The following is a 21525-nucleotide window of genomic DNA, read 5'->3' on the forward strand; positions in this document are numbered from 1 at the left end:
GCGGTTCCTCAGGCACTCTGCGCCGCGGCTTCGGTCAGGCGGGAGATGGCGGCATCCAGCTCGTCCAGGGCCTGCTGCGCTTCCGGGTCATCCTGTTTCAGCAGTGTCTCGCTGCGCTGGCAGGCCGCACGCAGTTGCGGTACGCCGCAGTAGCGTGTCGCGCCGTGCAGGCGGTGCACGCGCTCGATCAGCGCCGTGCGCTCGCCGGCCTCCCGGGCCTGGCGGATGGCCTGGCGATCACCCGGCAGGCCGGCCAGCAGCATGCTCAGCATGTCTGCGGCCAGGTCGGCCTTGCCGGCGGCCAGGCGCAGCCCTTCTTCGGCGTCGAGCACCTTGCTCTGGGATTGCGCCGGCGCCGGCGGGGCGGCCTTGCTGGCCGGCTGGTTGCGCAGGTTCAGGCCGGTCCATTTCAGCACCACCTGGGCCAACTGGCGTTCGTTGATCGGCTTGGTCAGGTAGTCGTCCATGCCGCTCTGCAGCAGGGCGCGTTTTTCGTTGGCCAGGGCATGGGCGGTCAGGGCGATGATCGGGGTGGCGCTGTGCCCCTGTTCGTTCTCCCAGTAGCGGATGGCTTCCGTGGCCTCGCGGCCGTCCATGCCGGGCATCTGCACGTCCATGAACACCAGGTCGAAATTACCGTGCTTGACCGCATCGATCGCCGCGTAGCCGCTGTCCACCGCCGTGACCTGAGCGCCCATGTCATCGAGCAGGGTGCGCACCAGCAGCAGGTTGGCCGGGTTGTCGTCGACGCAGAGGATGTGCGGCCGGCGCGTGTCGTTGACCAGCAGCGGTTCGTTGAGCGGGCGCTGCGGGTTGACCAGTTCGACCAGCGCCTTGTGCAGCTTGCGCGTGCAGGGCGGCTTGGCCTGCAACTGGGTGTAGGCATCCGGCAGCGTGCTGTGGAAGGTCCCCAGCTCGGTGGTCGGGCAGAGCACCAGGGCCTTGCAGCCAAGGCGGTCGAGCTCCTGGATGCGCTGGCCGAGGGTGTCGGGTGGCATCTGCCCGGCAGTGATGCCCAGGACGGCCAGGGTCAGTGGTCGCGTCTGATGCTGCTGGGTGCTGACGGCATCGAACAGCGCGCCGGCATCGGCGAAGCTCTCCACTTCCAGGCCGCAGTCCTCCAGCTGGTGGGCCAGGGCCTGACGCGCCAGTTCATGGCTTTCGAGAATGGCCACGCGATGACCGAGCAGCGCGGTGCGGGGCAGGTCCTCGGCATCGTCGCGTGCCTTGGGCAGCGCCAGGCTGATCCAGAACTCCGAGCCTTCGCCCGGGGTGCTGTCGACGCCGATCTCGCCGCCCATCTGTTCGATCAGGCGCTTGGATATCACCAGGCCGAGGCCGGTACCGCCGGTCTGCCGGGTCAGCGAGTTGTCGGCCTGGCTGAAGGCCTGGAACAGCGCGCGCAGCTCCTCGTCCGACAGGCCGATGCCGGTGTCCATCACGCTGATGCGCAGTTGCGCGCTGTCGGGGCTTTCGTCCTCGACCATCGCGCGCATGACGATGGTGCCTTCGCGGGTGAACTTGATCGCGTTGCTGACCAGGTTGGTGAGCACCTGCTTGAGGCGCTGCGGGTCGCCGCGCAGGGCCAGCGGGGTATCGCGATAGATCAGGCTGACCAGCTCCAGCTGCTTCTCGTGGGCGGCGGGCGCGAGGATGGTCAGGGTGTCCTGGAGCAGGTCACGGAGGTTGAAGGGAATCGACTCCAGCGCCAGTTTGCCCGCCTCGATCTTGGAGAAGTCGAGGACCTCGTTGATGATGCCGAGCAGGCTGTCGGCGGACTTCTCGATGGTCGTCAGGTAGTCCTGCTGGCGCGGACTGAGTTCGCTTTTCTGCAGCAGGTTGGTGAAGCCCAGGATGCCGTTGAGCGGCGTGCGGATCTCGTGGCTCATGTTGGCGAGGAATTCCGACTTGATGCGGCTGGCTTCCAGCGCCTCCTTGCGGGCGAAGTCCAGTTCGATGTTCTGGATCTCGATGGTCTCCAGGTTCTGCCGGACGTCTTCGGTGGCCTGTTCGATGCTGTGCTGCAGCTCTTCCTGGGCATTCTGCAGGGCTTCGGCCATGCGGTTGATGCCGGCGGCCAGCTCGTCCATCTCGTGGCTGCCCAGTGGCGGCAGGCGGGTTTCCAGGTTGCCGTCCTTGAGCTGGGCGACACCGGCCTTGATCGCACGCAGCGGTTCATTGATGGTGCGGCTCATGCGCAGGGCGAGCAGGGCGGTGACGGCCAGGCCGCCGACGATCAGCAGCAGGCTGGCGAACAGGCTGCGGTAGCCGCTGAGCAGCGTGCCCTGGTGCGACAGCTCCAGTTCCACCCAGCCGAGCAGCTGCGGAGGCTTTTCCGTTTCGCTCACGTCGCTGAGCACCAGGTGCTGATCGTAGACCGGAAGCAGGAACCGCGTGGCGTCCTGACCGCTGAGCAGGCTGATCTCGGTCTGGCTGTCGGGGGCGGGGTTGAGCATGCTGGGGCCGGCATGCGCCAGGGGCGTGCGCTCCGCTGCGAGGAAGCTGACCACGCGCACGTCGGGGTGGTCCAGCGCCTGCTGGGCGATGCGCTCGAGCAGGGCCTTGTTCTGTTGTTGCAGGGCCGGTGCGGCCAACGGCGCCAGGTGTTCGACCAGCATCTCGCCACGCTGCAGCAGTTGCGCCTGCAGGTTGGACAGCTGCACCCAGGTGAAATAGCCGCCCAGGACCAGAGCCAGCAGGCTGGTGGGAAGCAGGGTGAGCAGCAGTACACGCCCTTTGATGCCGAGATCCTTGAACACGATGTCTCTCCGTAATGACATCCGCGCAGTGTAGCGATTCGGCGCGACGGAATCTTCAGGTGAGCGGTTGTCGTTTAGGAGGTAGAATTATTCTCATTTTATTCCGTGGTCCCCGATGATGGCTCATTCTCTCGTGTCCGCCCGCATTCTCGCCGTCGAAGATGACCCCCTGCTGGCCAGCCACCTGCAGGCCGACCTGATGCGCCGCGGCTATGAGGTGACCCTGAGCCACGATGGCAGCGAGGGGCTGAGCCTGGCCGAGCGCGAGGACTTCGACCTGGTGCTGATGGACATCATGCTGCCGGGCACCAACGGCCTGGAGGCCCTGCAGCGTTTGCGCCAGCGTCGCCGGGTGCCGGTGTTGCTGATGTCGGCGCTGGGTGACGAGCAGAACCGCATCGCCGGCTTCAGCCAGGGGGCGGACGACTATTTGCCCAAGCCGTTCAGCCTGGGGGAGCTGAGCGTGCGGATCGAAGCGATCCTGCGCCGCGTGGCCTACGAACGGCACGAGCAGCAGGCCCCCAGGAGCGACGAGGGGCTGAGCTTCGACGAGGGGCGCAGTGATGTCTCGCATGCCGGGCAGTGGGCCGGGCTGACGCCCAGCGAGTACCGGGTGCTGGAACTGCTCTGGCGCAACCGCGAGGAAGTCCTGAGCAAGCCCTTCCTCTATCAGCAGGCGTTGCGTCGCGCCTATGCCCAGCATGATCGCAGCCTGGACATGCATGTCAGCCACGTGCGCCGCAAGCTGCAGGCCATCGGCTATGCCGATGCGCGGGTGGACACCGCCTGGGGCAAGGGCTACGTGATGGTGCAGGTCAGCCCATGAGCCTGCCGGGGCGGCACTCGCTGCTGTGGAAACTGAGCGGTGCACTGGCGCTGTTCTGCCTGTTGCTGGTGAGCCTGCATGTCGATATCGGTCGCCTCCTGCTGCAGAACACTTCCTACCTGTCTGACTCGACCAAGGCGGTGCTCGGCGCTTACGCGCACGCCGCCGAGCGTGCCTGGCGTGAGGACGGGGCCGAGGGCGTCGATGGCTTTCTGCGGGCATTGCGTGAACGCGAGCAGGTCTGGGCGGTGGTGGTCGACGCCGAGCTGCGTTCGCTGTCCTCGCAGCCGCTGGACGGGGAGGCGCGGCAGCGCCTGGATTTCGTGCGTGCGCTCGACTTCTCCGTCGGACGCCCCGGGGGCACTCCGGCGTTTTCCATCCCGTTCAGCGACGACCAGGCGCGCCTGATCATGGAGCTGCCGCAGCGTCTGAACCCGCGTCGCTACAACGACATCTGGGAAGTCCTGCTGCAGCGGGTGCTGCCGGCCGTGCTCGCGGTATTGCTCGGCCTGCTGTTGTACCGCGTGCTGATCGCGCCGCTGGCGATCCTGCGCCGCCAGGCGGTGGCACTGAGTGCCGGCGACCTGGAGGCCCGGGTGGGTCCCGGGGTGGGCGGGCGCCAGGACGAGCTGGGAGAGCTGGCGCGGACCTTCGATCACATGGCCGGGCGCCTGCAGAATACGCTGACCTTTCAGCGTCAGCTGCTGCGTGACCTGTCGCACGAGCTGCGCACGCCGCTGAGCCGGCTGCGTGTCGCCGGCGAGCACGAGCAGGATATCGTCGCCCTGCGCCAGCGCCTGGAGCGTGAGGTCGACGGCATGGAGAAGCTGATCGGCGACACCCTCGAGCTGGTCTGGCTGGATACCGAACGGCCCAGCCTGCCGCTGGAGCCGATCGATATCGGCCGGCTCTGGGAAGTGCTGCGCGAGAATGCCGGCTTCGAGTCGGGCTGGGACATCCAGCGCTTGCCCTGCGATCTGCCAGCCGACTGCGTCGTGCGCGGGCACCTCAACGGCCTGGCGCAGGCGCTGGAGAACGTGTTGCGCAACGCGATTCGCCACTCCCCCGAGGGTGGGGTGGTACGCCTGAGCGGCCGGCGCGAAGGGGATTATTGGTGGCTGTGCGTCGAGGACCAGGGGCCAGGCGTGCCGCAACAGGCGCTGGAAGCGATCTTTCGTCCCTTCACCCGCCTCAACGCGGCGCGCCCAGGTGGCGATGGCTACGGCCTCGGTCTGGCCATCGCGCGCAGCATGGTGCAACTGCAGGGCGGCCAGTTGTGGGCAAAGAGCCCGGAAGCGGGGTTGCGCATCCATCTGCGCCTGCCGGCGGACCCTGGCGAGTCCGCACCTCAGCAGCAGGCGCCAGTGGCGGCCCAGGCGGATTCGGCGCTCGGTTGACTCACCTGACTGGGCTGCGCCAGCCGGTTGTCGACCTGAATACGGCGACCGCCACGCGAACCCGGTGACGGCTTGACGATGCGTCTGTGCATGGACGTCCGCCCTGCGTGCAGGGCGGGTCCCGTCGCCTCAGAAGTTCTGCGTCAGGCCGAACACGTAGCGCCGGCCATCGAGGTTGTAGGCGAAGTCCTCTTCGGTGGTGACCTCTTTGTTGGTGACGTTGTAGATACCGAACTTGAGGCTCAGGTCGCGGCTGGGTTTGTACACCAGGCCGACGTCGGCGAAGGTGTAGGCGGGGTAGGTCACGCCGTTGCTGCTGGAGCCGCTGGTGCCGGTCTGCCAGCGACCGGAGGTCTCGCCACGGTAGTTGATCTGGGTCCACAGGTTCAGTTTCTCGCTCGCCTGCCAGTCCAGCGAGGCATTGAACATGTGCTTGGCCACGTCGTTGAGCGGCTCTCCCTTGTACTGCCCGGACTTCTGCTCGGTGCTGGTGTAGGTGTAGCTGTGGCGGTAGGTGAGGTTGTCGAGAATCTGGTAGTCGAGGGTGAACTCGACGCCTCTCAGTTCGGCCTCGTCGACGTTCTCGTAGGCGGTATACCCGTACTGGTGGGCGGGGTAGGTGGTGCCGTTGTAGGTACAGGCGACGTTCTGGGCGCAGATGCGGCCGGTGCGGTTGATCTTGTCCTCGTAGTCGATCTGGTAGACGGTCAGGGTGCTGCTGAGGCCCAGGTCGAAGTTCTCGTAGCCGATCCCCAGTTCGCGGTTGACGCTGGTTTCCGGGATCAGGTCGGGGTTGCCGATGATCACCCCGCCCCTCGAGGTGGCGCCGTAGTCGGTGGCGCTCTGGCGCAGGGCCGGCGCCTTGTAGCCGGTGGTCACGCCGCCCTTGAGGGTGAAGTTGTCATTCAGGCGATAGACCGCGTAGACCTTCGGGCTGAACTCGCTGCCATAGGCCTGGTTGTCATCGAAACGGCCGCTCAGGGTCAGGGTCAGGGCATCGGTCAGGCTCCAGTTGTCCTCCAGGAACAGCGAGTTCTGGTAGCGATCCATCTCCACCACCGCGTTGGCGTCCGCCACCACCGGCTCGCGCAGCCCGCTGCTGGCGCCGTCCTCGAGCTTCTCGTACTTGTGCGTCAGGCCCGCGGTGAGGGCGTGCGAGCCGGCGAAGTAGGTCGCCTGGGTATTGGCTGTCAGCACGCTGTACTCGATGCCTTCACCGGTCGTGGCGTTCAGGCGGCTGAGGTTCTCGGAGTGGTCGTAATTGATGTAGCTGTCGCTCAGCAGGTTGCCGTAGCGGCCTTCGTGGGTGATCGCGTACGTGCGCTGGATGGAGTCGGTGAAGGTGGCGTCGTCGGCCTGGGGCAGGCTCTTGCCGGGGTTGGCCCAGCGCCGCTGGCGGCCCTCGTTGTAGTTGAAGGTGACGAGGTTCTGTTCATCGATGTTCCAGCCCAGCTTGCCGCCAGCGTTGCTGCGTCTGTAGCGCGGGTCGGTGGCGCCGCTGTCATCCTCCCCGATGAGGTGGCTCTCATCCTGGTGCAGGAACGAGCCATTGAGCTGCAGGGACAGCACGTCGCGGATCAGCGGCGCATTCAGGTAGGCGCTGGTCTGGTAGCCATCCTCGTTGACGTCGTTCTTGCTGTCGGCCATCGAGTATTCGGCGGTGATGCTGCCACCGAACTCGTTGTGGATCCGCTTGGTGATGATGTTGACCACGCCGCCCATGGCGTCGGAGCCATAGAGCGAGGATGCCGGGCCGCGGATGACCTCGATACGCTCGATGGCCTCGATCGGCGGCAGGAAGTTGATCGGCGTGCCCGCCTGGGTGCCGTTCAGGCCGAAGGCGTCGTTGCCCTGCACCGGACGGCCATCGATCAGGAACAGGGTATAGCCGGCCGTCATGCCGCGGATCATGATCGAGCGCTCGACGCCGCCCCCGGCGATCTGCACGCCGGCGACATTCTTCAGCGCATCGGTGACATCGGTATAGGAGCGCTTCTTCAGTTCTTCGGCCGAGATCACGCTGATGCTGGCCGGCGCATCCTTGATGCTCTGCTCGAAGCCCGAGGCGGTCACCACCACGTCATTGAGCTTCACCTGATCGGATGCCTGCGCGGCGGCGGTCGTGCAGGTGACCGAGGTCAGTGCGACGGCCAGCAGGGTTTTCTGGAACTGTGGGTTGCGACGAGCAGTGAACGGGGGGCGTGTGCGTGACATGCGAATAGCTCCTACGGAAATCAGGAAGGCCCGGGTGTCGGCGTGCTTGCAGAGCGACGGCGCGTCTCCGGCGGCGCAGGGCAGATCGTCCAGGCAGCTGTTCGGAGGCGTGACGCGATACGGGCGAGTGCTGCTTGGGGCGCCCATGTCCGGGCAGGTCTTGCCACTGGCAATCTGCCGGTAAGCTGCGGACAGGCTGCAAATGATATAAATACTCATCTGCGAGTAAATGTTATTTACAAACTATACATTTGCACTTTGTAAATTCTGCGCACCCCGGCAGCCCCACACGGCAGAGGGGTCGTGGGCCTGGTTCCGGCGAGGTGTAAATCTGAATGCGGCTCAATATCAATTGCGCAATCGCTGCTGTACCCTCGACGGCGCCTGGGCGGGGCGCATGCAGCCGAGGCGACGCCCGCATGCGGCGTACGCGCCTGCTACCTGTCCATTGCAACGAGGAGAGTGAGATGTCGTCGCTTCGCTCCGCCGTGACCCACCTGGTCGCCGCGTTCGCCCTGCTGGCCCTGACGTCTGCCCATGGCGCCTACCCACTGACGGTCAATCATGCGCAGGGTGGCCTGACGCTGAACGAGGTTCCCAAACGGGTTGCCGTGTTCGACCTGGCCACCCTGGACACGCTGGATGCACTCGGCGTGTCGGCGGCCGGGGTGCCGAAGATGGCCGGCCCCGAGTACCTGAAAGACACCTACGCGGGGCGTGAGGTGGTCAATGTCGGCACCCTGTTCGAGCCGGACTATGCCGCGCTGGAAGCCCTCCGCCCGGACCTGATCATCATTGCCGGCCGTTCCAGTGGCGCTTACGCGAAACTCGCGCAGCTGGCGCCGACCCTCGACCTGAGCATCGCGCCGGATGCCTTCCTCGCCGGGGTGCGGCAGAACCTGCGGCTGCTGGGCGACATCTTCGACCGCCAGGCGCGGGCCGCCCGGCTGGATGCCGAGCTGCAACAGGCACTGGCGGCGACGCACGAGAAGAGTCAGGGGCTCGCTACGCTGACGCTGTTCACCGTCAACGATGCGCTGATGGTGCATGCGCCAGGCGAGCGTTTCGGCATGCTCGCCGAGGTGCTGGGCACGACGTCCGTTGCCCCGCCGGTCGACCCGGCATCCCTGCCGCAGGGCCGCCCGGCGCCCGGTTCGCCAGAGGCCATGCAGCTGCGCGAACGGCACAAGGCGCGCCTGGCTGCCGCCCTGCAGGCCGAGCCGGACTGGCTGGTGATCCTGGATCGCGGTGCCGCGACCGGTGGCGAGGGCAAGGCGGCGCAGACGCTCGCCGCGCACCCGGCTGTCGCCGCCAGCACGGCCTGGACCGAGGGCCGGGTGTTCTATCTCGATCCGGCCACCTGGTACATCGCCACGGGTGGTTATCAGGGACTGATGAAGACCCTGGAGGATTTCGCGGCGGTGCCGTGAAGCCGGCGCCTGCCGCTGCGGGCATCGGCTTCATCACGCCCTGACATGGATCATGGCGTGATGAAGCCACGGGTTCGGCGTATCATGACGCCCCTTTGCGTCAGTCTGGATTCGCACACCCCATGAGCCTGCAATTCCCCACCATCGCCGACTGCATCGGCAATACGCCTCTGGTGCGCCTGCAACGCCTGGCTGGTGAGACCAGCAACACCCTGCTGGTCAAGCTGGAAGGCAACAACCCGGCCGGGTCGGTCAAGGATCGTCCGGCGCTGTCGATGATCAACCGTGCCGAGCTGCGTGGCGACATCCAGCCAGGCGACACCCTGATCGAAGCCACCAGCGGCAACACCGGCATCGCCCTGGCGATGGCGGCGGCGATCAAGGGTTACAAGATGATCCTGATCATGCCCGACAACTCCACTGCCGAGCGCAAGTGGGCGATGACCGCCTACGGCGCCGAGCTGATTCTGGTCAGCAAGGAGGAGGGCATGGAGGGCGCGCGTGACCTGGCGGAGAAACTGCAGGCCGAAGGCCGTGGCAAGGTGCTCGACCAGTTCGCCAATGGTGACAACCCCGAGGCGCACTACAGCGGCACCGGCCCGGAAATCTGGCGCCAGACCGGCGGAACCATCACCCACTTCATCAGCTCGATGGGCACCACCGGCACCATCATGGGGACCTCGCGCTACCTCAAGGAGCAGAACCCGGCGATCCAGATCGTCGGCCTGCAACCGCAGGAAGGCTCGGCCATTCCCGGCATCCGTCGCTGGCCGCAGGAATACCTGCCGAAGATCTACCAGGCCGAGCGTGTCGATCAGGTGATGGACATGGGCCAGGCCGAGGCCGAGCACGTGATGCGGCGTCTGGCGCGTGAAGAAGGCATCTTCTGCGGCGTTTCCTCCGGCGGTTCGGTGGCCGGCATGCTGCGCCTGTCGCAGCAGGTGGAGAACGCCGTGCTGGTGGCGATCATCTGCGACCGCGGCGACCGCTACCTGTCCACTGGCGTTTACGAAGAACCGACGAACTGATGGCCAGACGCAGCTCCAACCTGCGCTTCCAGCCCAGCGGCGGCAGTCGGGCGACGCAGGTACCGGTCGGCAAGAAGCAGAAACTCACCATCGAGCGGCTGGCGGGTGACGGTCGCGGCATCGCCTTCGAGGCCGGGCGCACCTGGTTCGTCAGCGGTGCCCTGGCTGGCGAAGAGGTCGAGGCGCGGGTGCTGAGCGCGCGCAGCCAGACCGTCGAGGCACGTGCCGAACGCATCATCGCCGCCAGCAGCGAACGACGCGTCGCGCCCTGTGCGCATGCCGAGCGCTGCGGCGGCTGCAACCTGCAGCACCTGCCTCATGCCGAGCAGCTTGCCCTGAAACAGCGCACGCTGGCCGAGCAGCTGTCGCGCCTGGGTGGCGTGCAGCCGGAGGAGTGGGCGCCGCCGCTGGTCGGTCCCGAGCTGGGCTACCGGCGTCGGGCACGCGTTGCCGTGCGCTGGGATGCCAAGGCGCGTCAGCTGCAGGTCGGGTTCCGTGCCGAGGCCAGCCAGGAGATCGTCGCCATCGACGACTGTCCGGTACTGGTACAGCCCTTGCAACCCATTTTCCAGGCATTGCCGGGGCTGCTGCACAGCCTGGAGAGACCCCAGGCAGTCGGTCACGTCGAGCTGTTCAGTGGCACCGCCGAAGCCGTCCTGCTGCGGCATACCGCAGCGCTGACCGATGCCGATCTGGCCCGTCTGCGCCGCTTCTGTCACGAGCATGCCGCGCAGCTCTGGTTGCAGGGTGACGGGCAGCCACAGGCGGACGACGCGGCCGCCGAACTGGGCTTCGAACTGCCGCGCTGGCAGCTGCGACTGGCCTATCGCCCCGGGGATTTCGTGCAGGTCAACGGTCCGGTCAACGAGGCGATGGTCGCGCAGGCGCTAGACTGGTTGGCAGTGCAGGCGGATGAGCGCGTGCTGGATCTGTTCTGCGGGCTGGGCAATTTCGCCCTGCCGCTGGCGCGTCAGGCTGCCGAGGTGGTGGCCGTGGAAGGGGTCGAGGCGATGGTGGCGCGAGCCGCCGCCAACGCCGCGAACAATGGCCTGGGCAATGCGCACTTTTTCCGTGCCGACCTGTCCAAGCCGCTGGCCGACGAGGCCTGGGCGCGCGGCGGTTTCTCCGCGGTGCTGCTCGACCCGCCGCGCGACGGTGCGCTGCAGGTCGTGCGCGGCATGCGCGAGCTGGGCGCCCGGCGCCTGGTCTATGTATCCTGCAACCCGACCACCCTGGCGCGCGATGCCGCCGAACTGGTCCGGCAGGGATACCGCCTGCGACGTGCCGGGATTCTCGACATGTTCGCGCAGACCGCGCATGTCGAGGCGATGGCGTTATTCGAGATAGCCGAGCCTTAGGTTCGGGACAAGGCGGCACGTTCGGTGTCGCAGGGATGTGCAGGATGCACGTTCTTTCAGTTAATCCGACCGGCTCAGAGAAGGCCGGCGACTGCTCGGTGCGGCGTATGCGCACCGTAGGGAAGGTAAGACGATGGTTCAGGTGAGAGCGCATCAGCCAGTCAACGATGACGGCAGCATCAATCTCGAGGCCTGGTTGGATCATGTCACCAGCGTCGACCCGGCGCTGGATCGTCAGGCACTGCACGAGGCCTGCGAGTTCGCCCGCGATCTGGAGCAGCAGGCCAACACCACCCCGCATCACTGGAGCGAAGGCGGCTCGACCTTCCGTGCCGGCCTCGACATCGCGGAAATCCTCGCCGATCTCAAGCTCGATCAGGATTCCCTGGTCGCCGCGATCATCTATCGCGGCGTACGCGAGGGCAAGATCACCCTGGCCGCGGTGCACCAGCGCTTCGGCCCGGTGGTGGCCAAGCTGATCGAAGGCGTGCTGCGCATGGCGGCGATCAGCGCCAGTATCAACCCGCGCGAATCGGTGGTGGTCGGCTCGCAGACGCAGGTGGAGAACCTGCGCAAGATGCTCGTGGCCATGGTCGACGACGTGCGCGTGGCACTGATCAAGCTGGCCGAGCGCACCTGTGCGATTCGCGCGGTCAAGGAAGCCGACGAGGAGAAGCGCCAGCGGGTGGCGCGCGAGGTGTTCGACATCTATGCGCCGCTGGCCCACCGCCTCGGTATCGGCCATATCAAGTGGGAGCTGGAGGACCTGTCCTTCCGTTACCTGGAGCCCGAGCAGTACAAGCAGATCGCCAAGCTGCTGCACGAGCGTCGTCTGGATCGCGAGCAGTACATCAACGACGCCATGGATCACCTGCGCCAGGAGCTGGAAGCCACCGGCATCAAGGCCGACATCAGCGGCCGGGCGAAACATATCTATTCGATCTGGCGCAAGATGCAGCGCAAGGGCCTGCAGTTCAGCCAGATCTACGACGTGCGCGCGGTGCGCGTGCTGGTGCCTGAGGTGCGTGACTGCTACACCACGCTGGGTATCGTGCACACCCTGTGGCGGCACATTCCCAAGGAGTTCGACGACTACATCGCCAACCCCAAGGAGAACGGCTACCGCTCGCTGCACACCGCCGTGCTCGGCCCGGAAGGCAAGGTGCTGGAGGTGCAGATCCGCACCCACGCCATGCACGAGGAAGCCGAGCTGGGCGTCTGCGCGCACTGGCGCTACAAGGGCACCGACGTCAAGTCCGGCTCCAACCACTACGAAGAGAAGATTTCCTGGCTGCGTCAGGTCATCGAGTGGCACGAGGAACTGGGCGACATCGGCGGCCTGGCCGAGCAGCTGCGCGTCGACATCGAGCCGGACCGGGTCTACGTGTTCACGCCCGACGGCCATGCCATCGACCTGCCCAAGGGCGCCACGCCACTGGACTTCGCCTACCGCGTGCACACCGAGATCGGCCACAACTGCCGTGGCGCCAAGATCAACGGGCGCATCGTGCCGCTGACCTACAGCCTGCAGACCGGCGAGCAGGTGGAGATCATCACCAGCAAGCAGGGCTCGCCGAGCCGCGACTGGCTCAACCCCAACCTGGGCTACGTCACCACCAGCCGGGCGCGGGCGAAGATCGTGCACTGGTTCAAGCTGCAGGACCGCGACCAGAACGTCGCCGCCGGCAAGCAACTGCTCGAGCGCGAGCTGGCACGCCTGGCGCTGCTCGGCGTGGACTTCGACAAGCTGGCGGAAAAGGCCAACCTGAAGACCGCCGAGGACCTGTTCGCGGCCATGGGCGCAGGCGATGTGCGCCTGGCCCATGCGGTCAACCTGGCCCAGCAGCTGGTCGAGCCGGAGCGCAGCAGCGAGCAGCTCGAGCTGATCCCGCGCAAGGCCCAGGGCTTCAAGCCGGGCAAGCGTGGCGACATCCAGATCCAGGGGGTCGGCAACCTGCTGACGCAGATGGCCGGTTGCTGCCAGCCACTGCCGGGCGATCCCATCGTCGGCTACATCACCCTGGGGCGCGGCGTCACCATTCACCGCCAGGACTGCCCGACGGCGCTGCAACAGGCCGGGCGCGAGCCGGAACGGATGATCCAGGTGAGCTGGGGCCCGGTGCCGGTGCAGACCTACCCGGTGGAGATCGTCATCAAGGCCTACGACCGCTCCGGTCTGCTGCGTGACGTGACCCAGGTACTGCTCAACGAGAAGCTCAACGTGCTGGCGGTCAACACCCGCTCGAACAAGGAGGACAACACCGCCTCCATGTCGATCACCGTGGAGATCCCCGGGCTGGATGCGCTCGGCCGCCTGCTGGCGCGTATCGGCCAGTTGCCCAACATCATCGAGGCGCGCCGTCACCGCGCCAATTGAGCGGCAGGCCTCGAGCAACAAGCTGCAAGTGAAAGGTGGTCCGCCGCTTTCTCTTGTGGCTTGAAGCTTTCAGCTTGCCGCCCAGGAGTTTCCATGTACCAACTCGACGACCTGCTGCACCTCATGGCGCGCCTGCGTGACCCACAGCACGGCTGCCCCTGGGACCTCAAGCAGAGCTACGCGAGCATCGTGCCCTACACCCTGGAAGAGGCCTACGAGGTCGCCGATGCCATCGAGCGCGGCGACTTCGCGCATCTGCCGGGGGAACTCGGCGACCTGTTGTTCCAGGTGGTCTACTACAGCCAGCTGGCGCAGGAGGAGGGGCGTTTCGACTTCGCCAGGGTGGTCGATGGCATCACCGCCAAGCTGATCCGCCGGCATCCGCACGTGTTTCCCGACGGCGACCTGTATGGGGCGCCGGATGCAGCCAGGCTGCAGGAGGCGGCGGTCAAGCAGCGCTGGGAGGAGCTCAAGGCCGAGGAGCGCGCCGAGAAGGCCGCCGTGCCCGAGCAGCTGTCCCTGCTCGATGACGTGCCGACCGCGTTGCCGGCACTGAGCCGCGCGGCCAAGCTGCAGAAGCGTGCGGCGCAGGTCGGCTTCGACTGGCCCGAGGCCCTGCCGGTGGTGGACAAGGTGCGCGAGGAACTGGACGAAGTGCTGGAGGCCATGAGCGAGAACGATGCCGAGGCGGTGGCCGAGGAAGTCGGCGATCTGCTGTTCGTCGTCACCAACCTGGCGCGTCACCTCAAGGTCGATCCCGAGGCTGCGCTGCGCGCCGCCAACGGCAAGTTCGAGCGGCGCTTCCGCTTCATCGAGCAGAGCGTGCGCGAAGCCGGACGGCGTCTGGATGGCTGCTCGCTGGAGGAGCTGGACGCGCTCTGGGGCGAAGCGAAGAAGCTGGAGAAGCTGGCGCCCGGTTGCTGATCGGGTATCCCGGCATGCATCCGGCCCGTGCGGCTGGAGCCAGGGCCGGTTAGCCATTATGCTGGGCGCTTCGAAATGGCGGTGCCGCGCGCCGCTGCAACAACATCATGTTCGGGATCTTTAGTCATGGGTCTTTCCCTGCGCGACCAGCTGCTCAAAGCCGGGCTGGTCAATGAAAAACAGGCCAAGCAGGTTGGCAAGCAGCAGCAGAAGCAGAAACGTCTGGCGCACAAGGGGCAGGCCGAACTGGATGACAGCACCCGCCAGGCGGCCCTGCAGGCGCAGGCGGAGAAGGCGGCGCGCGACCAGGAGCTGAATCGTCAGCAGCAGGAGAAGGCCGAGCAGAAGGCCCGCGTGGCGCAGATCAAGCAACTGATCGAGCGCTCGCGCCTGCCCAAGCTCGATGGCGAGGACTACTACAACTTCGTCGACGACAAGAAGGTCAAGCGCCTGCCGGTCAACAACATGGTGCGCAACAAGCTGTCCAACGGCTGGCTGGCCATCGTGCGTCACGGCGGTGGTTATGAAGTCATCCCGCGCGAGGCGGCGCTGAAGATCCAGGAGCGCGATGCCTCGCGCATCGTCCTGCTCAATACCCATGTCGAAGAGCCGGATGCCGACGATCCCTACGCGGCCTACCAGATTCCTGACGACCTGATGTGGTGACGCTTCGGCGCGTAGCGCTCAGCAGCGCTTGCCGCCCAGCAGCACGCGGCCGAAGCTGGCACCTGCGTCCTGCGGTGTGATCGCCAGCAGGCGATCCATGCACAGGCGCTGTTCGCCGTCGGCCGTGCGCAGGAGCAGGAACTCTTCCTTGCTCGCCGCGGTTTCCGTGGTCAGCGCACGGCCTTGCAGGCGCGTGCCGTCGACCAGCTCCACGTCCAGCTGATAGCCATGCAGGCAGGCGATTTCCAGGTAGTCGTAGAGGTCGCAGGCCAGCGGTTGGTAGTCGTCCATCGCGTCACTCCTCGTGCTCTGCGCTGAGCCTAGTCGGGAACCGCTCGGGCGGCACGCTCTGCCGTCTTCTTCGCCATGAAAAACGCCGCGACCTGCAGCAGGTCGCGGCGCTCCGTCGGTGCCGGGCGGTTACAGCAGGGGAATGGTGTAGCTGACGATCAGGCGGTTCTCGTCGAGGTCGCCGATGCTCGCGTTGGAGCGCACCATCGCGTTACGCCAGCGCACGCCCAGGTTCTTCAGCGGACCTTCCTGGATGATGTAGCTGATGTCCACGTCGCGTTCCCATTCCTTGCCGCTCGCGCCACCCACGCCATCGAAGCCGTCGCCGGTCACGTAGCGAACGAACGCGCTCAGCCCCGGGACGCCATAGCTGGCGAAGTTGATGTCATAGCGGGCCTGCCAGGATTTCTCGTCCTTGCGGGTGAAGTCGAGGATCTGCAGGTAGTTGACGATGTAAGGATCGGTCTCGGAGAGGAAGGGGAAGGCGTTGTCGCCGCCGACCTTCTGGTAGCCCAGGCGGAAGGTGTGCGCACCGATGCCGGCCCAGAGGTTGACCGAGGTCAGGTCGTTGTCCACGTCGCCGCCAAGCTTGCGGCCGTTGTCCTGAGAATCGAAGTAGGCCAGGTTGGCGCCCAGCTTCCAGTCGCCGATGGGCTGCACGTGGATCAGGTTGTAGAGCTTCTGGTCGTAGATGTCTTCCAGCTCGCCGTACCACAGGCCGACGGTGGTATTGCCGCCGTTGAACTTGTAGTCACCGCCGGCGAAGTTGTAGCGGTCGCTCTTGCCGCCGACGTTGCTCGCGGTGATGTCCTGGCTGTCGGTGGAGTTGCGGAAGTTCACTTCACGCAGCTGGCCGCCGTTGAGGGTCAGTCCGGCGAGTTCCTGTGAGGTGATCATGCCACCGGTGAACACCTGCGGCAGCAGGCGCGAATCGCCGGAGGAGACGATCGGCAGCTTGGGCATCAGGCCGCCGACCTTGCCGATGGTCTTGGAGATGCGCACCTTGACCGCGCCGGTCGCCTCGGAATATTCGTCCGGGCCTTCATCGCCGAAACCGTTGGGCAGCAGGTTGGTGCCGGCACGTTCATCCGAGGAGTCGAGCTTCAGACCCAGGCCGGCATAAGCGTCCAGACCGAAACCCACGGTGCCTTCGGTAAAGCCTGACTCGGCCTTGAGAATGAAGCCTTGCGCCCATTCTTCGCGCTTGGACTGCTGAGCGGCGGTGGTGTCGCGCAGGTCGCGGTTCATGTAGAAGTTGCGCAGTTCGAGTGTGGCCTTGCTGTCACCGATGAAGTCGGCCTGTGCCAGGCCGGGGAGTGTGAGGCTGGCGCCCAGCGTGGCGAGGGCCACGGCGCGGGCGAGGGGAGTCTTGCTCATTATTGTTGTCTCCTCGTTGTTGTTATTAGCGGGCGGCCACTCTGTGACCGACCCGTTACGGCGCCATGAAATAAAGCACTTCGGTTATTCGGCGACTGTAAGACTTTAGTCTGGCGGGGCCTGGGGCCTGCCGGGGCTTTCAGGGCTGCGAGGCTCTAGCGCGTGGTGACGGGCGCCTTTCGCGCTTCGACCGCCGATCGGGAAAGCGCCGCTGAGTGCACGGGCAGCGAGAAAAAACCGCCAACCGTTGGTCGATCAGCCCTAAAGCTTGCTGCTGCGCGGCCGTTAAGTTCGGCAGATCACCTGCCTGGGTACCCGGCCATGAATCCTCTGAGCTCCTTCAACTCCGCCGCTTCACGCACCGCGCATGCCAGCCAGTCGGCCGCTGCGCGCAACAACGCCGCCGATGCACAGGCGACGCTGGCCAACCGTCTTGCCGACAAGCTGGGGCTGCAGCCCGGGGCGCTCAATGGCAAGCGTGACGACTACACGCCGGAGAAGGTAGCGGGGCGCGTGCTTGGCTTCGTCGAGCAGCGCCTGCAGAGCGAGGCCGCGGCCGGGGCTGATCCGGCCCGGCTGGAGCAACTGCTGGCGCAGGCGCGCGAAGGTATCGAGAAGGGTTTCGCCGATGCGCGCAAGATTCTCGACGGCATGGGCGTGCTGGGTGGCCAGGTGGCCAGTGACATCGATGACACCTACTCGCGTATCCAGGATGGCCTGGGCGATCTCGACAAGCGCTTTGGCGCGGCAACCCCGGGCACCGCGGATAGCGTTGCGGTCGCTGGATACAGCGAGCGTTTCAGCGCGCAGGCGGAAACCTTCGACCTGGCCATCACCACGCGCGATGGCGATCGCCTGCGTGTCTCCGTGGCACAGGCTTCGGCCAGCTGGTCGCAAAGCAGCTTCGCCGCGGCGAGCGACGGCAGTTCCAGCAGCCTGGTGGCCAGCAGTCAGTCCGGCAGCCTGCAGATCGGCGGCTGGCAGGTCAGTGTGGAAGGTGAGCTGGACGATGACGAGATCAAGGCCCTGGAAAAGCTGTTCAGCCAGGTGCAGGACCTCTCCGACAAGTTCTATGCCGGTGATCTGTCTGGGGCTTTCGACCGCGCCATGGCGCTGGACATGGACGGCGAGCAGCTGGCATCGATGTCGTTGCGCCTGACCCAGACCAGCGTGCGTCAGGCCACCGATGCCTACGGCGCCGTGGGCGGGCAGGGCGCCAGTGCGGTCAACAGCGGCTTGCAGGACTACGCCCAGGGCCTGCTCGATGCACTGCGCAGCGCTGGCGACCTGGCTCAGGATGCCGGTGGCATGCTCAAGGATCTGCTCAAGGGTGGTTTCTCGCTCGACGAGCGCTTCGATCTGCCGCGCCTGGAGAAGGCCGACAGTCTCAACCGCAACCTGCTCGACGGCCTGCAGTCGCTGCTCGCCGGCGAGGCTGGCGAGAGTGGCGACGACGCGAGCTGATGCCGCGCGGTGCTAGACTGCGCACCTTGCTGACAGTGAGGTGCGCTCATGAAGCCTGAATGCCAACTTTTCGGAACCCTGGGTTGCCATCTGTGTGAGGTGGCCGAGGCGCTGCTCATGCCGTTCGTCGAGAACGGCCTGCTGGTCGAGCTGATCGATATCGCCGAGCATGAAGGGCTGGTCGATTCGTACGGCCTGCGCATTCCGGTGCTGCGCCGCTGCGATACCGGCGCTGAGCTGAACTGGCCGTTCGATGCCGAGGAAGTGGTGGCCTTTCTGCGCTGAAGGCCCGCTGGCAGCGAGCTGGCACCGTGCCGATCTGCGGCGGGCAGGAATGCCAGGCATAAAAAAACCCGCCTTGACAGGCGGGTTTTTGATTTGGTCGGAGAGACAGGATTCGAACCTGCGACCTTCTCGTCCCGAACGAGACGCGCTACCAAGCTGCGCTACACTCCGAATGAGGCGTATTCTACCGAAAAACTTTTACTGCACAAGGGGTTAGCCTGAAAAAACTTCCGGCCGGCATGGCCATCATCCGTTCAGGCTTGGCGCCAGGTGCGCGTCGGTAGCGCCTCGCCTCAGAGTTCCTTGACCGTCTGAACCTGATCCTTGTTGATCGTGGCGCGCTTGCCATCGAGTTGTTCGAACTCGTAGAAGCCCGACTCTTCGTCATATGTCGGCTTGTCCACGGTCTGGATCTCACGGCCATCGTTGAGGGTGATCACCGACGGCGAAGCGCAACCGGCGAGGGCCGCGAAACCGATCACCAGCAGCAGGGCGGGAAGGGTCCGTTTGGTCATGGTCTGTCTCCTTGGGTACGAATGGGGTGCCATACCTTCGCTCTGACGTGAAACGGCCGCATGAGTTCCGCTGAGGGCGTCGGTTTCAGCGTCAGCGTGCGGTGGCGGCAAGAATTTCCGGCGTGTTGAGGTTGGCCAGGCGTGGGTCGTCCAGCGGGCAGTCGACGGCAATGGGGTCGAGCCTGCCGAACCAGCGCTGGGGACTGCGCTCACCCGACTGCCAGGCGCGCTCGAGGTCGTCCCGCAGGTGAGTGGGGAGCAGGCAGAACAGCGGTTGCCAGTACGCGCCCTGGCGGACGACCACTGGCCGGCTGCCCGCCTGCGCGAGCAGGGCGTCGAGCAGCGCTGCGTCGACGAGGGGGGCGTCGCAGGGCAGTACCAGCATCTGTGGATGGCGAGCGGCGGCCATGCCGGCGCGGATGCCCGCCAGGGGACCCTGGAAATCCTGCTCCTGATCGGCCACCAGCTGGTCGGCATAGGGGGCATAGCGCTCGTTGTTGCGGTTGCAGGAAATGATCAGGTCGTCGCTGAGCGGCCTGGTCAGTTCATGCAGCCAGGCGATCAGCGGGCGGCCGTGCCAGTGCAGCAGGCCTTTGTCCTGCCCGCCCATGCGTTGCCCGCGACCACCGGAGAGCAACAGCACCGAACAGTTGGCAAGGGCATTGGGCGTAGGCATGCGGCGGTCTCCGGGGCGGGCGGTGTGATATAACGTCGCCCATTGTCTACCAATTGGATGCCTGCCATGAACCACAAGGCCGACGCGGTTTTCGTGCCGCTGAACATTGCCGTACTGACTGTCAGCGACACGCGCACGCTGGATACCGATACCTCCGGGCAATTGCTGGTCGATCGCCTGAGCGCTGCCGGACACCAGCTGGCGGCGCGCGTCCTGCTCAAGGACGATCTGTACCGCATCCGCGCCCAGGTCGCGACCTGGATCGCCGAGGATCAGGTGCAGGTCGTGGTGATCACCGGCGGCACCGGTTTCACTGGGCGTGACAGTACTCCCGAGGCCGTCGCCTGTCTGCTGGACAAGCAGGTCGATGGTTTTGGCGAACTGTTCCGGCAGATTTCCGTGGCCGATATCGGCACCTCCACCATCCAGTCGCGCGCGCTGGCCGGCCTGGCCAACGGTACACTGGTCTGCTGCCTGCCGGGTTCGACCAACGCCTGTCGTACCGCATGGGACGGCATCCTCGCCGAGCAGCTGGATGCGCGTCATCGTCCGTGCAACTTCGTGCCGCACCTGAAAGAGGTCGGCGCCTGCGAGACGCGCGGATGAGTGCTGGCGACAAGCCCGGCCTGCTGCCCATGGAGGCGGCACTGGAGCGCCTTCTGGCGCTGGCCGACGCGGCGCCGGTGGAACAGATCGAGTCGGTCGCGCTGGCCGAGGCGGATGGCCGCGTGCTGGCCGAGCCGCTGATCGCGGCGCTGGATCTGCCGCCCTGGGCCAACAGCGCCATGGACGGTTATGCCCTGTGTCTGGCCGACTGGAATGGCCAGGCGCTGCCCGTGAGTCAACGCATTCAGGCCGGGTCGGCGCCCGCGCCGCTGCAGCCGGGCAGCTGTGCGCGGATCTTCACCGGTGCGCCGCTGCCGCATGGCGCCGACACGGTGGAAATGCAGGAGAACGTCGACCTGGACGATGCCGGGCGGGCCGTGTTCCGCGAGACGCTTAGGGTCGGCCAGAACGTGCGTGCGCAAGGCCAGGAGACGCGCAGGGGCGAGTGCGTGCTGCCGGCAGGTACCCGCCTGGGCCCGGTCGAACTGGGGCTGGCGGCATCGCTTGGCGTGGCGCAACTGCCGGTGCGCCGGCGTCTGCGCGTGGCGGTGCTCTCCACCGGCGATGAGCTGGTGGAGCCAGGCCAGGCGCTGGGGCCGGGGCAGATCTACAACAGCAACCGACGCCTGTTGATCGCCTGGTTGCAGCGCCTGGGCTGTGCGGTGACAGACGCCGGGATTCTGCCGGACGACCTGCCGCGTACCCGCGCGGCGCTGGCTGCCCTGGGCGAGGTCGACCTGATCCTGTCCACCGGTGGCGTTTCCGTCGGGGAGGCTGACTTCCTCGGCCTGGCCCTGCGCGAGGCGGGCGAGCTGGCGCTGTGGAAGCTGGCGATCAAACCGGGCAAGCCGCTGACCTTCGGTCATTACCAGGGCGTGCCGGTAATTGGTCTGCCGGGCAATCCGGCCTCGACGCTGGTCACCTTCGGCCTGCTCGCGCGCCCCTACATGCTGCGCCGCCTTGGCGTTCAGCGGGTCGAGCCGCTGGGCTTCCCGCTGCCGGCGGGCTTCACCTGGAGCAAACCGGGCATGCGCCGCGAGTACCTGCGGGCGCGGTTGGAGCACGGCCGGGTGGTGCCTTACGCCAATCAGAGTTCCGGCGTGCTGCGCAGTGCGGCCTGGGCCGAGGGCCTGGCGGAAGTCATGGAGGGCAGCACCCTCGCCGAAGGGGACATGCTGCGTTTCATCCCGCTGAGCGAGATTCTGGGCTGAGCGACACGCGCCCGGCCATTGCCTGGCTGGGCGCGTTAGATGGTGTGGCGAGACTACGGAGTCACAATTGCAACGATAGAATTTGCAAATGGGTCATATAGAGGGCATAGTCGCGCACTTA

The 21525-nt window shown here is 66.2% G+C and carries 18 protein-coding genes and 1 tRNA gene; 12 read left to right on the plus strand and 7 right to left on the minus strand.

The annotated features are described in order from the left end of the window. Positions 1–8: 8 nt before the first annotated feature. Positions 9–2759, minus strand: coding sequence for a response regulator (locus tag E4487_RS12980; protein WP_175253548.1), 2751 nt, complete (start codon positions 2757–2759; stop codon positions 9–11). Between the two features lie 115 nt (positions 2760–2874). Between E4487_RS12980 and E4487_RS12985 the strand changes: the two genes are divergently transcribed. Then, positions 2875–3585 carry a response regulator transcription factor gene (locus tag E4487_RS12985; protein WP_175253549.1) on the plus strand — a complete coding sequence of 237 codons (711 nt, stop codon included), beginning with the start codon at positions 2875–2877 and terminating at the stop codon, positions 3583–3585. Beyond that, on the plus strand, positions 3582–4982 hold the full coding sequence (locus E4487_RS12990) for a sensor histidine kinase (RefSeq protein WP_175253550.1): 1401 nt from the start codon (positions 3582–3584) through the stop codon (positions 4980–4982). The genes E4487_RS12985 and E4487_RS12990 overlap by 4 nt, the downstream gene beginning before the upstream one ends. A gap of 129 nt (positions 4983–5111) precedes the next feature. Here E4487_RS12990 and E4487_RS12995 read toward each other — a convergent pair whose 3' ends face one another. Further along, the gene (locus tag E4487_RS12995) at positions 5112–7196 is read right to left on the minus strand and encodes a TonB-dependent receptor domain-containing protein (RefSeq protein ID WP_175253551.1); all 2085 of its coding nucleotides are present in this window, start codon (positions 7194–7196) and stop codon (positions 5112–5114) included. A gap of 467 nt (positions 7197–7663) precedes the next feature. Between E4487_RS12995 and E4487_RS13000 the strand changes: the two genes are divergently transcribed. The 6 genes from E4487_RS13000 to E4487_RS13025 all read left to right on the plus strand — a co-directional run bounded on the left by E4487_RS13000 (position 7664) and on the right by E4487_RS13025 (position 14979). Continuing rightward, positions 7664–8626, plus strand: a complete 963-nt coding sequence (locus E4487_RS13000; RefSeq protein WP_175253552.1) for a siderophore ABC transporter substrate-binding protein — start codon at positions 7664–7666, stop codon at positions 8624–8626. A gap of 122 nt (positions 8627–8748) precedes the next feature. After that, on the plus strand, positions 8749–9654 hold the full coding sequence (gene cysM / locus E4487_RS13005) for a cysteine synthase CysM (protein WP_037053597.1): 906 nt from the start codon (positions 8749–8751) through the stop codon (positions 9652–9654). Then, the gene (gene rlmD, locus E4487_RS13010; protein WP_175253553.1) at positions 9654–11012 is read left to right on the plus strand and encodes a 23S rRNA (uracil(1939)-C(5))-methyltransferase RlmD; all 1359 of its coding nucleotides are present in this window, start codon (positions 9654–9656) and stop codon (positions 11010–11012) included. The genes cysM and rlmD overlap by 1 nt, the downstream gene beginning before the upstream one ends. 133 nt (positions 11013–11145) lie before the next feature. Continuing rightward, entirely contained in the window at positions 11146–13389 is a 2244-nt protein-coding gene (gene relA / locus E4487_RS13015; RefSeq protein WP_037053592.1) for a GTP diphosphokinase, read from the plus strand. 93 nt (positions 13390–13482) lie between these two features. After that, entirely contained in the window at positions 13483–14313 is an 831-nt protein-coding gene (gene mazG / locus E4487_RS13020; protein WP_175253554.1) for a nucleoside triphosphate pyrophosphohydrolase, read from the plus strand. A 126-nt stretch (positions 14314–14439) separates the two neighbouring features. After that, complete coding sequence (locus tag E4487_RS13025) at positions 14440–14979, plus strand: DUF2058 domain-containing protein (protein WP_047592844.1); 540 nt, start codon at positions 14440–14442, stop codon at positions 14977–14979. 18 nt (positions 14980–14997) lie between these two features. On the opposite strand, the gene E4487_RS13030 is transcribed toward E4487_RS13025, so the two are convergent. Further along, entirely contained in the window at positions 14998–15270 is a 273-nt protein-coding gene (locus E4487_RS13030; protein WP_175253555.1) for a Rho-binding antiterminator, read from the minus strand. Positions 15271–15399: 129 nt separating this feature from the next. Next, complete coding sequence (locus E4487_RS13035) at positions 15400–16647, minus strand: OprD family porin (RefSeq protein WP_037053585.1); 1248 nt, start codon at positions 16645–16647, stop codon at positions 15400–15402. Positions 16648–16968: 321 nt separating this feature from the next. Here E4487_RS13035 and E4487_RS13040 point away from each other — a divergent pair, with 321 nt between their 5' ends. Both E4487_RS13040 and E4487_RS13045 read left to right on the plus strand, forming a co-directional pair. Further along, positions 16969–18111, plus strand: coding sequence for a DUF5610 domain-containing protein (locus tag E4487_RS13040; protein WP_037053584.1), 1143 nt, complete (start codon positions 16969–16971; stop codon positions 18109–18111). Positions 18112–18159: 48 nt separating this feature from the next. Further along, a complete protein-coding gene (locus E4487_RS13045) occupies positions 18160–18396 on the plus strand; it encodes a glutaredoxin family protein (protein ID WP_037053582.1) in 237 nt (78 codons plus the stop codon). A gap of 94 nt (positions 18397–18490) precedes the next feature. Here the strand turns inward: E4487_RS13045 and E4487_RS13050 are convergent. From E4487_RS13050 to mobA, 3 genes are all read right to left on the minus strand, one after another. Next, a tRNA-Pro gene (locus E4487_RS13050) sits at positions 18491–18567 on the minus strand. Between the two features lie 122 nt (positions 18568–18689). Further along, complete coding sequence (locus E4487_RS13055; RefSeq protein ID WP_037053581.1) at positions 18690–18911, minus strand: YgdI/YgdR family lipoprotein; 222 nt, start codon at positions 18909–18911, stop codon at positions 18690–18692. Between the two features lie 91 nt (positions 18912–19002). Next, positions 19003–19587 carry a molybdenum cofactor guanylyltransferase MobA gene (mobA, locus tag E4487_RS13060; RefSeq protein WP_175253556.1) on the minus strand — a complete coding sequence of 195 codons (585 nt, stop codon included), beginning with the start codon at positions 19585–19587 and terminating at the stop codon, positions 19003–19005. A gap of 66 nt (positions 19588–19653) precedes the next feature. Between mobA and moaB the strand changes: the two genes are divergently transcribed. Both moaB and glp read left to right on the plus strand, forming a co-directional pair. Next, positions 19654–20193, plus strand: a complete 540-nt coding sequence (moaB, locus tag E4487_RS13065) for a molybdenum cofactor biosynthesis protein B (RefSeq protein ID WP_037053578.1) — start codon at positions 19654–19656, stop codon at positions 20191–20193. Beyond that, the gene (gene glp, locus E4487_RS13070) at positions 20190–21404 is read left to right on the plus strand and encodes a gephyrin-like molybdotransferase Glp (RefSeq protein ID WP_175253557.1); all 1215 of its coding nucleotides are present in this window, start codon (positions 20190–20192) and stop codon (positions 21402–21404) included. Before moaB ends, glp begins: the two co-directional genes overlap by 4 nt. The last annotated feature ends 121 nt before the right edge of the window (positions 21405–21525 follow it).

This window comes from Pseudomonas sp. BMW13 (assembly GCF_013357275.1).
Taxonomy (GTDB): domain Bacteria; phylum Pseudomonadota; class Gammaproteobacteria; order Pseudomonadales; family Pseudomonadaceae; genus Aquipseudomonas; species Aquipseudomonas khazarica.